Source organism: Devosia sp. J20-27, from assembly GCF_055808595.1.
In genome coordinates this window covers 1,631,449-1,645,000 of record NZ_CM147875.1, presented here as the reverse complement: position 1 = coordinate 1,645,000, position 13,552 = coordinate 1,631,449, and the positions used below count along the sequence as shown (strand labels likewise).

Sequence of the window (13,552 nt, the reverse complement as noted above, 5' to 3'; positions counted from 1 at the left end):
TTCCCCGATCAGGCCGGCGAGCCGCAGCATGCAGCGACTGCGGCGCTGACCGATCGCGGCTCCTATGTGCTCGGTCTCGCGCCCACGGAAACCACCTTCCCCGAGGAAGACGTCGAATCGACCGACGTTGCCGCCCTGCCGACCGTCTATCGTTCGGTCTGGGAGACGGCGCGCAAGCACAACATCGACGACAAGACGACCGAGCGCATCGTCGCCATGTTCGCCTATGACGTCGATCTGACCAAAAAGATCAGCGCCGGCGACTCGATCGAGATTCTGGAGACGCAGAAGGACGCCAAGGGCCGGCAGGAATTGCTCTATGTGGCGCTCAAGCTCGGCAACAGCCTGCGTGAACTCTATCGCTTCCGGACCGACGACGGCACCATCGACTATTTCGACCCCTCGGGCGAAACCGGCAAGCGGTTCCTGACCCGCCGACCGGTGCAGGGCGGGGGCCGGCTGTCCAGCCGCTTCGGTTACCGTATCCACCCGATCTTCCGCACCAAGCGGCTGCATAACGGCGTTGACCTTGCCGCCCCGCGCGGCACACCGATCTACGCGTCGGGCGATGGTATCGTCGAGCGCGTCGGCTGGGTGTCGGGCTACGGCAAGAAGGTCGAGATCCAGCACGTCAACGGTTTCGAGACCGGCTACGGGCACATGAGCCGTTTCGCCGACATCAAGGCGGGCATGCGGGTCCGCCAGGGCCAGATCATCGGCTATGTCGGATCGACCGGCAATTCGACCGGCAACCACCTGCACTTCGAGATCAAGGTCAACGGCCGTGTGGTTGACCCGCTGAGCGTCAAGCTGCCGCGCGACAAGTCCCTGCCGGCGCAGTACGATCAGGCCTTCAAGCAGACCATTTCGCAGATCCGCGATCTGATGCAGCGCGAAGCCGCACCGATCACCGTCGCTTCCGTGCAGTAACCATCTACTCCGCCGGGCAATAGACCAGCATTTCCGAGCCGCCAGGCTCGCGAAAGAAGAAACGCTGCCCGCCCGGATAGTCGTAGACAGCCCTGGTGATTGTGCCGCCCGCATCCACGATGGCCTTCTCTGCCGCAGCGATATCGTCGGTGCGGATGCCGACGAGGACGCCTGACGGACTTTCGCCGGCGTCAGCGCTGAGGCCGCCAAGCACCCCCGACAGCCCCGTATCGACCAGTTCGCTGTAGCCAGGACCGTAGGACTTGCTGTCCCATCCGAAGGCCTTGCGGAAGAAGTTCTCGCTGATCTCCGTGCCACGTGTCGGCAGTTCGAAATAGTCGACCTTGTAGCTGGTCATCTGCGCCCTCCTGTTTGTTCCTCGTTTGTTCTATCTGATCCCGAGGCGCTGTGCAAGAAAAAGGGCCGGTCCACGGACCGGCCCCTGTTGTGCTGTTGCGGCATGGATCAGGCCGCGGCGTCGATGCCAGTGCTTTCGCCAGCCGGCCGGACAACCAGTCCGGCCTCGCCGGCATCCACCACCACCGAGGTGCCGTCGACAACACTGCCCGAGAGGATCTCCTCGGCGAGCTGGTCCTGCACCGCGCGCTGGATGACGCGCTTGAGCGGCCGGGCTCCGTAGGCAGGATCGTAGCCCTCATTGGCGAGCCAGTCGCGCGCCGCGGGAGTGAGTTCGAGCGCGATGTCCCGGTCGGCCAGCAGCTGCTTGAGCCGGCCCATCTGGATATCGACGATGGCACCCATGTGCTTGCGCTCCAGGCGATGGAACAGCAGGATGTCATCGATACGATTGATGAACTCCGGCCGGAACGCTGCCTTGACGGCATCAAGCACCCGGCCGCGCACCAGTTCGACGGGCTCGCCTTCCTTGAGTTCGACCAGGTAGGACGACCCCAGGTTCGAGGTCATGATGATGACCGTATTGCGGAAATCGACCGTCCGCCCCTGCCCGTCCGTCAGCCGCCCGTCGTCAAGCACCTGCAGCAGGACGTTGAAGACGTCCGGGTGAGCCTTTTCGATCTCGTCAAAGAGAATCACCTGATACGGCCGGCGCCGCACCGCTTCGGTCAGCACGCCGCCTTCGTCATAGCCGACATAGCCGGGAGGCGCGCCGATCAGCCGGGCCACGGAGTGCTTCTCCATGAATTCCGACATATCGATACGTACCATCGCGTGCTCGTCGTCGAACAGGAACTCGGCAAGCGCCTTGGTCAGCTCGGTCTTGCCGACGCCGGTGGGCCCGAGGAACATGAACGAGCCGATGGGCCGGTTGGGATCCTGGAGGCCGGCACGCGACCGCCTGACGGCCCTCGCGAGCGACTCAACGGCCTCGGACTGGCCAATGACCCGCTTGCTCAGCTCGCCTTCCATGGCCACCAGCTTCTCGCGTTCGCCTTCGAGCATGCGATCGACCGGGATGCCGGTCCAGCGGCTGACCACCTGCGCGATATGCGTCGGCTGCACGACCTCCTCGACCATCGGATTGTCCGGCTGGCCGTCCGATCCCTCGGCAGTCGTCTGCTGACGCTCGAGCTCGGGGATGATGCCATAGGCCAGCTCACCGGCGCGGGCGAGATTGCCCTGCCGTTGTGCAAGCTCAAGCTCGGTCCGGGCTTTGTCGAGCTCTTCCTTGATCTTCTGACCACCCTGCAGGCGGGCCTTTTCCGCCTGCCACCGAGCCGAGAGTCCATCCGCCTGCTCTTCCAGATCGGCAAGATCGGCCTCAAGCCGGCCGAGCCGGGTCTTGGAGGCATCGTCCGATTCCTTCTTGAGCGCCTCGCGTTCGATCTTGAGCTGCAGGATGCGGCGATCGAGTTCGTCGAGCTCTTCGGGTTTGGAATCCACCGCCATGCGCAGCCGCGCCGCCGCCTCGTCCATCAGATCGATGGCCTTGTCGGGCAGGAAACGGTCGGTGATGTACCGATTCGATAACGTTGCCGCCGAAACCAGAGCCGAGTCCGAGATCCGCACACCGTGGTGCAGCTCGTACTTTTCCTTGAGACCGCGCAGGATCGAGATGGTGTCTTCAACCGTCGGCTCGTCGACAAAGACCGGCTGGAAGCGACGGGCGAGTGCCGCGTCCTTCTCGATATATTTCCGGTATTCGTCGAGCGTGGTCGCGCCAACGCAATGCAGCGTGCCGCGCGCCAAGGCCGGCTTGAGCAGGTTCGACGCATCCATTGCGCCATCGGACTTGCCGGCACCGACCAGCGTGTGCATCTCGTCGATGAACAGGATGATCTGTCCTTCGGCCGCGTCGATCTCGCTGAGGACGGCTTTCAGCCGTTCCTCGAACTCGCCGCGATATTTCGCGCCGGCGATCAGCGCACCCATGTCGAGCGACATCAGCGACTTTTTCTTCAGCGACTCGGGCACATCGCCATTGACGATGCGCAGTGCCAGGCCTTCCGCGATGGCGGTCTTGCCGACACCGGGTTCGCCGATCAGCACCGGATTGTTCTTGGTGCGGCGGCTGAGCACCTGGATGGCGCGACGAATCTCCTCGTCGCGGCCGATCACCGGGTCGAGCTTGCCCTGACGGGCCCGCTCGGTCAGGTCCATGGCGTATTTCTTGAGAGCATCGTAGCCCTGCTCTGCCGATGCCGAATCGGCCGTACGGCCCTTGCGCACCGCGGCAATCGCATCCTTGAGCGCCTGCGGGGTCACACCGGCCATCGACAGGATCTTGCCAGCGTCGACATCCTTTTCAATCGACAGCGCCAGCAGCAGATATTCAGCCGCGACGAACGAGTCGCCGGCCTTCTGCGCCGCGCTCTCGGCAGTCTCGAAGACGCGCGCCAGTTCCCGGCTGAGGTAGAGCTGTGAACCGTCGCCGGATACGGATGGAATTTTCTTGAGGGCCGCTTCGGTCTCGCTCAGTGCCAGCTTGGCGTTGCCGCCAGCCGTCTGGATCAGCGTCGAGGCCAGCCCTTCCTCGTCCTCAAGCAGGACCTTGAGCAGGTGCAGCGGCGTGAACTGCTGATGCCCCCGGCCCAGAGCCAAGGTCTGTGCGCTCTGGATAAACCCCCGCGAGCGTTCGGTGTATTTCTCGATATTCATTCAATTCTCCTCTCTGCACGCTGCCTCGCCCGGAAACGGCACGGAGACCAACGCCTGAAGTGTCGACCCGAACAGGACCCGATGTCCTGACGCAGATCAAAGACCGGATGCCCGCTCGGCGGCGCTACCCCGTCACACCAGAGATATAGGAGAGGATTCAGAAACGAAAAGACCGGGCGCTGGGCCCGGTCTTTTAATCTATTCGGCAGCTGTGCCACCGGCTGTCAGGAAGGCCGGCAGACCGATGTCGGGCTGTGGTGAAGCCCCGGGATCGGCGCCGCCCTCGCTGGGGCTGCCGCCTTCGGCACTGGCGCGTGTCCGGCGACGCGGACGGCGCTCGCGACGACGACCTTCGCCCTCGCCTTGCGGCTGCGCTTCGGCATCCTCGGCGGGAACCGCCTGAATGACGACCGTCTCGCCGTTGCCGGCATCCGGCGTGGCCGGCTGCTGTTGCTGCGGCTGCTGCGAGGATTGCTCGTTTGGCTGCGACTGCTGGGCTGGCTGACGCGGCTCGGGGCTCGCGAAACGATCGTTCATCGGCGGGAAATCGTCGTCGAAGTCTTCGGTTTCCGTCGTCTGCCCATCGCGCTGTCCACTCTGCTGCGGCTGCGCCGCGGCAACGATCCGGAAGTAGTGCTCGGCATGCTGGAGATAGTTCTCCGCCATCACCGAGTCGCCGGACGACTGCGCGTCACGGGCCAGTTGCAGGTATTTTTCTGCGATATGGGCGGCATTGCCGCGCACCTTCACATCAGGACCGTTGCTCTCGAAATTGCGCGACAGCGGATTGATATGCTTGCGTCCGCCATTGTTGTTACGGCCGCGCGAACGGTTCTTGTTGCTATTCTGGTTTGGTCTCATCGTTTCGTATCAAAGCCTTGGACAGAAACAGCGATGGCTTTGCCATCGGCACACCCGACCTCACGTTCCTGGGCAAATGGTGCGGCGGAACGGGTCGTTTCGAGGTTCGTCTTGCCTGATCCGGGTCTGTCTCTGTGCGAGGCGCCCGGGGGCTGCGGCAAAACGGAATCTTGTTGCTGTGCGGTTAAGCCACTTGCGGCTCATCAAGGCAGACCGGGTCCTTGTCCGGATGCACCTAGCTGCCAAACGCAGCTTCCAATGAACGGGTGGCCATCGCCTCAAGCGCAATCCTGCGCTGTTGACAGCATGGGGAAACTAACCGCTTCGGCCCCGATCTCCAAGCAGAAAATACAGAATTGCCCTGTGAAGCACCGTTTCGCTGCTAGATATGATGGCCTTCCACGACCCGATCAAGCCCTGCGAGGTCCTGAAAGACGGTGACATCGCGCAACCCGGCCTGAAAGAACAGCGACTTGACGGCAAGCCCTTGCGTGGCGCCGATTTCGCAGAGCACGGCGCCGTCTGGCTTGAGCCATTGCACCGCGTCCGCCAGGATGGCGCGATAGGCATCGAGCCCGTCCGTGCCGCCATCCAGCGCCAGCCGCGGATCGTGGTCGCGTACTTCCCGCGCCAGACCGCCGATTTCGGAGCTGGAAATATAGGGCGGGTTCGAGACAATCAGATCGAACACCTCACCGCGCTGCAGCGGACCGAACCATGAGCCTTTCCGCAAGGCGAGCCGCCTGTCGACACCGAGCCGGTCGGCATTGGCCTGCGCCGTGGCGATGGCCTCGGGCGAGAGATCAACTGCAACCGCGTGCGCCGACGGGCTCTCGGTCAAGAGCGAGATTGCCACGCAACCGGTGCCGGTACCCAGATCGAGGATACGCTTGTGATGGCGACCCTCGAGGATCTCAAGCCCCCGCACCACCAGCATTTCGGTTTCCGGCCGCGGGATCAGGGTGGCGTCGCTGAGCTGGAACGAGAGGCCGTAGAATTCCTTCTCGCCCAGGATACGGACGACCGGCTCGCCCCGCAGCCGGCGGGCGCCCATGATCTCAAGGGCCTTGAGTCCCTCGGGCGGCGCCGGCTCGCGCTCGCGCGTCACCAGCGCCAGGCGATCAAGCTTGAACGCCACTTCTGCGAGGATTCGGGCGTCGAGTTCCGGGGTATCGATGCCGGCACGACGAAAGAGGTCGCGGACCCCCCGCCAGGCCTCGCCGATGAGCGGCCGGCTCAGGGCGCGCTCCCCATTTCGGCCAGCAGGGCGGCCTGGTGTTCGGTCGTCAGAGCCGAGATCAGCTCATCCAGTGCCTCGCCGGCGATCACCTTGTCGAGCTTGTAGAGCGTCAGGTTGATCCGGTGGTCAGTGACCCGTCCCTGCGGGAAATTGTAGGTCCGGATGCGTTCGGAGCGGTCACCCGAGCCCACCTGCTCCTTGCGCGCCTCCGAACGGGCCGAGTCGCGGGCATGACGCTGTTCCTCGAACAGCCGCGCCTGCAGCACCTTCATGGCAGTCGCGCGGTTCTGGTGCTGCGATTTCTGGCTCGAGGTGACGACGATACCGGTGGGGATATGGGTGATGCGCACCGCCGAATCGGTCGTGTTGACGTGCTGCCCACCGGCACCGGACGACCGCATGGTATCGATCCGGATATCTTCGGGCTTGATGTCGATATCGATATCCTCGACCTCGGGCAGCACCGCAACGGTGGCAGCAGAGGTGTGGATCCGACCCTGCGACTCGGTGGCCGGCACACGCTGCACCCGGTGCACGCCCGATTCGAACTTCATCTTGGCGTAGACGCCCTTCCCCGAGATATTGGCGACCACTTCCTTGTAGCCCCCCATTTCGCCGGGACTTTCTTCCATCAGGCTGAACTTCCAGCCATTCAGATCGGCGTAGCGCTGGTACATGCGCAGCAGATCGCCGGCGAACAAGGCGGCCTCGTCGCCGCCGGTACCGCCCCGCACCTCCAGGATGACACTCTTCTCATCCGCTGCGTCCTTCGGCAGCAGCAGGATCTGAATCTCGGATTCCATCTGCTCGAGCCTGGGCCTCAGCTCTTCGATCTCGGCTTCGGCCATCTCGGCCATTTCCTTGTCGCCGGAATCGATCAGTTTTTCGGCCGATTCGAGATCGGAGGACAGCTTGCGGTAGGCGATGATCGGCCGGACGACCGGCTCGAGCTCGGCATATTCCTTGGACAGGCGCACGAATTCGTCGGCCGAGGGACCGGACGACAGGGCGGCCTCGACGGATTCGAAGCGCTTTTCCAGAGCGGCGAGCTTGTCCTGGGGGAGTGCGGGCATGGAGAACCTAAATGATAAGCGACTGCCGCTCGGCCCAGTCGAGCAGCAGCTCGCGGATACCGACGCCGCTCGAGCCTTCGAGCAGGGCTGAGGCAACGGATTTGCGGATGGGCTCGAGTTCGAGCCCGAGGATCATTTCCTTGATCGGACCGACGGACGGCGGCCCCATCGACAGCCGCGTCATGCCAATCGACATCAGCGCCAGCGCCTCGACGGTCTTTCCGGCCAGTTCACCGCACATGGTCAGCGGCACGCCGTAGCGCCGCGCCGAGTCGACGATATGGCGCAAAGCCCGCAGGCGCGGCAGGGCGATCGGATCATAGGCCTTGGCGACGCGCGAATTGGCGCGGTCGGCGGCGGTCATGAACATCACGAGGTCGTTCGACCCGATGGAGACGAAATCGGCCTCGGGAAGGATCTGGTCGAGCTCCCAAAGCAGCGACGGTACCTCGATCATCGCCCCCACTTCCAGCTTGGACGGCAGCGGCCGCCCCTCCCGGACCATGCGTTCGAGCTCGCGATTGACCACCTGCCGGGTCTTGCGGAACTCCCAGGCGTCGGTGACCATGGGCACCAGTATCTTCATCGGCCCGCCATTGGCGGCCTGCAGCAGGGCCCGAATCTGGATGCGCAGCAGCCCCGGCCGGTCGAGGGCCAGCCGCAGCGAGCGGAACCCCATGGCCGGGTTCTCCTCGACTTCGGCCCGCAGGTAGGGGATGACCTTGTCGCCACCGATATCGAGCAGGCGGAAGACGATGGGCCGTCCCTCGGCCAGCCGGATCGCCTCGGAATAGAGCTCCACCTGCTCATTGAGCCGCGGCAGCTTGGAGGCGATCATGAACTGCAGTTCTGTGCGGAACAGACCGACGCCCGCCGCTCCCGTGTCGTTGAGCATCGGCAGGTCGGCGACGAGGCCCGAGTTGTGCAGCAGCGTGATCTCGATGCCGTCGCGCGTGGTCGACGGCTTGTCTCGCAGCTCCAGATAGTGCGCGCGGCGCTTGGCCGAGACCCGGACCTTGTCGATATAGGTCTGCTCGACATCGTGGGTGGGGCGCAGGAAGACCGTGCCGGCAGGACCGTCGACGATGATGTCGTCGCCGGCCTCGGCCAGTGACACGATGTTTTCAGCCTGGCCGACGGCCACCATGCCCAGCGACTTGGCGATGATCGCTACATGCGCCGTCGAGCCGCCCTCTTCGAGTACGATGGCGCGCAGACGCGTCCGGTCATATTCGAGCAGTTCCGCCGGCCCCATGTTGCGCGCAATCAGGATCGCGTTTTCGGGCAGTTCCTTGGCGCCGATGGCGCGCCCGTCGCCGGTCAGCGACCGCAGCAGCCGGTTGGCCAGATCGTCGAGGTCGTGCAGCCGGTCCTTGATGTAGGGGTCGGTCGACCGCATCATCCGCGCCCGGGTATCGTTCTGCACCCGCTCGACCGCCGCTTCGGCCGTCAGACCGTTGTCGATCGCCTCGCGCAGCCGGTCGACCCAGCCGCGATCATGCGCGAACATCCGGTAGCTCTCGAGAATTTCCCGATGATCGGTCATCGGCTGCATGTCGCCGTGACTGAGCATGGCGTCGATCGAGATCCGCATCTTGTCGAGCGCCGCCGTCAGCCGGTGCTGCTCGATATCGGTATCTTCGGCGATGAAATTGGTCACCACGACGCGCGGATCGTGCAGCACCACCTGGCCGAGCGCGATGCCGTCGGTAAAGCCGGTGCCGATGAACGTCCGCGGCCGCCGCAGGTCGATATCCTGCCCCGGCTTGATCAGCGCGTCGAAATCCGACGTGGCGATCATTTCGGCGAGGATGGTCGCCGTGGTCAGCATGGCTTCGGTCTCGTCCTCGCCATAGACCCGCCGCGCGGCGTTCTGCACGACAAGGACGCCCAGCGTCTGGCCGGCACGCAGCACCGGCACGCCAAGAAAGGCGTTATAGGCGTCTTCGCCGGTTTCCGGGCGATAGGCAAAGGCGGGATGGGAGGGCGCGCTCTCGAGACTGAGCGCTTCGGCCTCGGCCGCAATCAGGCCCACAAGGCCCTCGCCCAGCCGCAGCGTGGTCATGTGCACGGCCTCGGGATTGAACCCGCGGTTGGCAAAGAGCTCGAGGGCACCATCGTCGCGCAGCACGTAGAACGAGCAGACATCGGCCCGCATGTTCTCGGCAATCAGACCGACAATCTTGTTGAGGCGATCCTGCGCAGCCAGAGGCTCCGCCATAGTTTCGCGCAATTGCCGCAAGAGCACGCGCGGACCGCCGCCGATCGCTGTCGCCATATCCTCCGCCTGGCGGACAGGCCGCCCCTGGGGGCCTGTCGTCAGCGAGCTGGGCTCTTGGCGTCAGGCGTCTTCCTTGTCCAACCCGTAATACGTATGCAGGGCCCGAACCGCAAGCTCGGCATATTCATCATCAATGAGTACCGAGGTCTTGATTTCCGAAGTTGTAATCAGCTGGATATTGATCGACTTGTCGGCAAGTGCCTTGAACATCGATGCCGCAACGCCGGCGTGATTGCGCATTCCGACGCCCACGACCGATACCTTCGCGCCGCCCTTGGCGCTGGTCAGCAGCCGGTATTCGAAACGATCGGCAGCGGCCGCGGCCTTGAGGGCGCTCACCGCCTTGTCATGCTCGGCATCCGGCACGGTGAAGGTGATATCGGTGGTCGACCCGTCCTCGGAAACATTCTGGACGATCATGTCGACGACGATGGACTCGTCCGACAGGGTGCCGAACACTGCCGCCGCGACGCCGGGGCGATCCTTGACGTCCCGCAGCGTAATCTTGGATTCGGCCCGCGCCAGCGTGACGCCCGAAACTATCTGCTGTTCCATGATCTCATCCTCATCGCAAACAAGCGTACCAGGCACGCCGGGGGTCCCGTCGGGCGCCACCTGCGGCGCCTCCGGATCATCAAAAGTGGAACGGACTGTGAGCCGGACCTTGTGGGCCATGGCCATTTCGACCGACCGGATCATCAGCACCTTGGCGCCAAGCGACGCCATCTCCAGCATCTCTTCGAACGAGATCTTGGTCAGGCGCCGGGCCTTCGGGGTAATCCGTGGATCCGTCGTGTAGACCCCGTCGACATCGGTATAGATATCGCAGCGGTCGGCCTTGACCGCGGCCGCCACAGCCACCGCCGAGGTGTCCGAACCGCCCCGCCCGAGCGTCGTCACCCGGCCGGATGGCGCCACACCCTGGAAGCCGGTAACGACCGGCACGACGCCTTCATGCATGCGCTTTTCGAGCTCGGTAGGGTCGATCGACACAATCCGCGCCGCGCCATGGGCGTCATCGGTATTGATCGGCACCTGCCAGCCCTGGAACGAACGCGACGGCACGCCCAGTTCGCTCAGCACCACGGCCATCAGCCCGGCCGTGACCTGCTCGCCCGATGCCACCACGGCGTCATATTCGCGGGCATCATGCAGTTTCGAGGCCTCGTTGACCCAGCCCACCAGCTCGTTGGTCTTGCCCGACATGGCCGAAACCACGACGATGACCTGGTTGCCGGCCTGGGCTTCGCGCTGCACATGGCGCGCCGCCTGGCGGATGCGTTCCACACTGGCGACGGACGTGCCGCCAAACTTCATCACGATGCGGGCCACAGAATGTCCTTGGGAGACCGCCGGAGAATGCCCGGCGCATTGGCGTTTGCGTTTCGCGCGGGACATGCCACAAGACGCCTGTGCTGGCAACATGGATGGCGGGTCTGACACGGCATGGAACAGGTTAAACCTGCGGGTTTACGCGCCGCCCTCCAGCGTCTCGGCCAGCTGATGCTGACCCGCGACCTCGCCATCGTGGATGAATTCGCCGAGAACGGTGTGCTGGTCGGCTCCGAACCCGGCGAAATTGCGCGCGGCCGTGCCGAACTCGAGCCCTTCTTCGCGGCCATTTTCGCCCTTCCCGCCGCCTATACCTGGGAGTGGGACGGGATTGACCTGTCGGCCCGGGACAGCATCGGCTGGCTATTCGCCGAGGGGCATGCGGTCGCCCGCTCGGAAACGGTAACAGTCCGCCGGCCCTACAGGCTCAGCGGCGTGCTGCAGCGTGACGGCGGGCACTGGCGATGGCGGCTGTTTCACGGCTCGGAACCGAAGGTCTGAGGCTTGACTCGACGCCCTGCAGCGCTCACCTGAGACGGGCAAGGAGGCCGCGATGCCAGCAACCACGATCAACCCCGAGGAAGTCGCCAAGTTCACGGCAATGGCCGAGGAGTGGTGGGACCCTAAGGGCAAGTTCAGACCCCTGCACAAGTTCAACCCGGTCCGGCTCGGCTATATCCGGGACAGGGCGATCGCTCATTTTGGTCGGGACGCCAGCAAGCGCCGGCCACTGGAAGGCCTGCGCATCCTCGATATCGGCTGCGGCGGCGGACTGCTCAGCGAACCGCTGACACGCCTGGGGGCCAGCGTCGTCGGGGCTGACGCAGCCGAGCGCAACATTGCCATCGCCAGCTTGCACGCCGACCAGTCAGGCCTGAAGATCGACTACCGGGCGACCACCGCCGAGGCGCTGGCCGAGACCGGCGAGACGTTCGATATCGTGCTCAACATGGAAGTGGTCGAGCACGTCGACAATGTCCCGCTCTACATGAAGAGCTGCGCCGAGCTCGTGGCCCCCGGCGGGCTGCTGTTCACCGCCAGCATCAACCGTACGTTGCGCGCCTATGCCTTTGCCATCGTCGGCGCCGAACAGGTGCTGCGCTGGCTACCCAAGGGCACGCACGACTATGCCAAGTTCCTGACGCCCGAAGAGATTTCGGCCCTCGTCAGCCGCAACGGCCTGTCAGTCGTTGAGAAGACCGGCGTTGTCTTCCATCCGCTGGCCGACGAATGGCGCCGCAGCCGGGATACCGGGGTCAATTACATGGTACTGGCCGAAAAGGCCGCCTGATCGGCACTGGCCGACTGCCATGACAGTCAGGGCCGCGCCATCTTGGCGCAGCCCCCGGTGTGCTGGTCAGACTGCTTCGGATCTGGCGACTATTTGCTCAGAGCCGCGAAGTCCTCATCGGACAGCTGGATGGCTGCCGCGGCGGTATTTTCCTCAAGGTGCTTGACCTTGCCGGTGCCCGGGATCGGCAGCATGACCGGCGAACGCTTCAGCAGCCAGGCCAGCGCCAGCTGGCTGGGCGTGGCATTGTAGGTCTTGCCCAGCTTCTCATAGAGCTCGCCGCCGATCTTGCCGTGAGCGATGGGACGCCACGGAATGAAGGCGATGTTGTGCTTCTCGCAATGGTCGAGGACCGCCTCGCTGGCGCGATCCCCGGTGTGGTAGCGGTTCTGCACCGAAGCCACCTTGAAGTGCTTCTGCGCCGCCTCGATCTCTTCGACGGTGACTTCTGACAGCCCGGCGTGGCGGATAAGGCCCTCCTTGAGGAAGCCCGCGATGGTGTCGAACTGCTCGTCGCGCGGGACCTTGGGATCGATGCGGTGCAACTGCCAGAGATCGATCTGCTCCTGCTTGAGGCGCAGGAGGCTGGTGAGCACACCCTGACGCAGGAATTCGGGGCGGCCGATGGGCGTCCAGGTGTCCGGCCCCTGGCGCGAGTGGCCACCCTTGGTGGCAATCTTGATCTTGCCATAGGGCGCAAGCACCTCGGCAATCAGGTCCTCGGACACAGAAGGCCCATAGGCCTCGGCCGTGTCGATGAAATCGATGTTGAGATCCTTGAGGCGGCGCAGCGTTGCTTTCGCGCCGTCGAGATCGGCCGGCGGCCCCCAGATGCCCTGCCCGGTAATGCGCATGGCGCCATAGCCGAGCCGGTTGACGGTCATGTCGCCGCCAATGGAGAAAGTGCCCGAAAGGGCCGCGTCAGGTGTGCTCATGGGGGGAAGTCTCCTCGGTAAGAGGCGCGATTATATCGCTCGCCGCCGACGAGGAACAACCCTGCCAAAGTGGGAGACGACCAACCGTCTCGTGGAGCTAATTGTGCTCTTCGGGGAAGTTCGGGAGCGGCATGAAGTCCACGCCCTCATCGATGAGGCTCGCAACCTCGTCGCGCGTCGCTTCGCCATAGATGCCGCGGGCATCCACTTCCTTGAAATGGATCTTGCGGGCCTCGCTGGCAAACTGGTCGCCGACATAGTCCGCTTCCGCCGTCACCTTGTTGCGCAGTGCCCGCATCGCCTCGCGCAGCTGCTTGTGCTGCGGATGACCGATGGAGAGCGCCACCTTGTCCGAGCTGGACCTGCTCACCGATGGCGCCATCAGGCCCTTGGAGACCGCGCGCGAGTCGCAGATCGGACAGGACACGATGCCACGCTGGCTCTGCTCGTCATACGCCTCGGCGCTACGGAACCAGGCATCGAACTTGTGCTCATTGTCGCAAACGAGGGCGTAGTTGATCACGGAACTCA

General features: G+C 64.3%; 12 protein-coding genes (1 of these 12 cut by a window edge). 3 read left to right on the top strand and 9 right to left on the bottom strand.

The genetic code is table 11. The annotated features are described in order from the left end of the window. Positions 1-930 carry the end of a M23 family metallopeptidase gene (locus AC0L4C_RS08125; protein WP_473403123.1) on the top strand. It extends 1,026 nt beyond the left edge of the window, so the window shows 930 of its 1,956 coding nt (coding positions 1,027-1,956); its start codon lies off the left edge, out of view; its stop codon occupies positions 928-930. Positions 931-934: 4 nt separating this feature from the next. On the opposite strand, the gene AC0L4C_RS08120 is transcribed toward AC0L4C_RS08125, so the two are convergent. The 7 genes from AC0L4C_RS08120 to AC0L4C_RS08090 all read right to left on the bottom strand — a co-directional run bounded on the left by AC0L4C_RS08120 (position 935) and on the right by AC0L4C_RS08090 (position 10,795). Next, entirely contained in the window at positions 935-1,288 is a 354-nt protein-coding gene (locus AC0L4C_RS08120; protein WP_473403122.1) for a VOC family protein, read from the bottom strand. 107 nt (positions 1,289-1,395) lie between these two features. Further along, a complete protein-coding gene (gene clpB, locus AC0L4C_RS08115) occupies positions 1,396-4,008 on the bottom strand; it encodes an ATP-dependent chaperone ClpB (RefSeq protein WP_473403121.1) in 2,613 nt (870 codons plus the stop codon). Between the two features lie 198 nt (positions 4,009-4,206). Beyond that, positions 4,207-4,869: a DUF4167 domain-containing protein gene (locus AC0L4C_RS08110; RefSeq protein ID WP_473403120.1), complete on the bottom strand. Its 663-nt coding sequence runs from the start codon at positions 4,867-4,869 to the stop codon at positions 4,207-4,209. Positions 4,870-5,251: 382 nt separating this feature from the next. Next, positions 5,252-6,094, bottom strand: coding sequence for a peptide chain release factor N(5)-glutamine methyltransferase (gene prmC / locus AC0L4C_RS08105; protein WP_473403479.1), 843 nt, complete (start codon positions 6,092-6,094; stop codon positions 5,252-5,254). 11 nt (positions 6,095-6,105) lie between these two features. Then, entirely contained in the window at positions 6,106-7,182 is a 1,077-nt protein-coding gene (gene prfA, locus AC0L4C_RS08100; RefSeq protein ID WP_473403119.1) for a peptide chain release factor 1, read from the bottom strand. A gap of 7 nt (positions 7,183-7,189) precedes the next feature. Further along, positions 7,190-9,460 carry a phosphoenolpyruvate--protein phosphotransferase gene (gene ptsP, locus AC0L4C_RS08095; RefSeq protein ID WP_473403118.1) on the bottom strand — a complete coding sequence of 757 codons (2,271 nt, stop codon included), beginning with the start codon at positions 9,458-9,460 and terminating at the stop codon, positions 7,190-7,192. A gap of 63 nt (positions 9,461-9,523) precedes the next feature. Next, on the bottom strand, positions 9,524-10,795 hold the full coding sequence (locus AC0L4C_RS08090; RefSeq protein WP_473403117.1) for an aspartate kinase: 1,272 nt from the start codon (positions 10,793-10,795) through the stop codon (positions 9,524-9,526). A 114-nt stretch (positions 10,796-10,909) separates the two neighbouring features. Here AC0L4C_RS08090 and AC0L4C_RS08085 point away from each other — a divergent pair, with 114 nt between their 5' ends. After that, entirely contained in the window at positions 10,910-11,296 is a 387-nt protein-coding gene (locus AC0L4C_RS08085) for a nuclear transport factor 2 family protein (protein ID WP_473403116.1), read from the top strand. A 52-nt stretch (positions 11,297-11,348) separates the two neighbouring features. Continuing rightward, complete coding sequence (gene ubiG, locus AC0L4C_RS08080; protein WP_473403115.1) at positions 11,349-12,086, top strand: bifunctional 2-polyprenyl-6-hydroxyphenol methylase/3-demethylubiquinol 3-O-methyltransferase UbiG; 738 nt, start codon at positions 11,349-11,351, stop codon at positions 12,084-12,086. 89 nt (positions 12,087-12,175) lie between these two features. Here ubiG and AC0L4C_RS08075 read toward each other — a convergent pair whose 3' ends face one another. Beyond that, positions 12,176-13,021 (bottom strand): aldo/keto reductase, encoded by an 846-nt coding sequence (locus tag AC0L4C_RS08075; RefSeq protein ID WP_473403114.1) that lies wholly within the window; start codon positions 13,019-13,021, stop codon positions 12,176-12,178. Positions 13,022-13,118: 97 nt separating this feature from the next. Next, positions 13,119-13,544: a DUF1178 family protein gene (locus tag AC0L4C_RS08070; RefSeq protein WP_473403478.1), complete on the bottom strand. Its 426-nt coding sequence runs from the start codon at positions 13,542-13,544 to the stop codon at positions 13,119-13,121. Positions 13,545-13,552: the final 8 nt, after the last annotated feature.

Coding starts and splice junctions, on each gene's coding strand:
- ptsP (WP_473403118.1), bottom strand. CDS start 9,460: ATGGCGACAGCGATCGGCGGCGGTCCGCGCGTGCTCTTGCGGCAATTG.
- AC0L4C_RS08110 (WP_473403120.1), bottom strand. CDS start 4,869: ATGAGACCAAACCAGAATAGCAACAAGAACCGTTCGCGCGGCCGTAAC.
- AC0L4C_RS08075 (WP_473403114.1), bottom strand. CDS start 13,021: ATGAGCACACCTGACGCGGCCCTTTCGGGCACTTTCTCCATTGGCGGC.
- clpB (WP_473403121.1), bottom strand. CDS start 4,008: ATGAATATCGAGAAATACACCGAACGCTCGCGGGGGTTTATCCAGAGC.
- prfA (WP_473403119.1), bottom strand. CDS start 7,182: ATGCCCGCACTCCCCCAGGACAAGCTCGCCGCTCTGGAAAAGCGCTTC.
- ubiG (WP_473403115.1), top strand. CDS start 11,349: ATGCCAGCAACCACGATCAACCCCGAGGAAGTCGCCAAGTTCACGGCA.
- AC0L4C_RS08085 (WP_473403116.1), top strand. CDS start 10,910: ATGGAACAGGTTAAACCTGCGGGTTTACGCGCCGCCCTCCAGCGTCTC.
- AC0L4C_RS08120 (WP_473403122.1), bottom strand. CDS start 1,288: ATGACCAGCTACAAGGTCGACTATTTCGAACTGCCGACACGTGGCACG.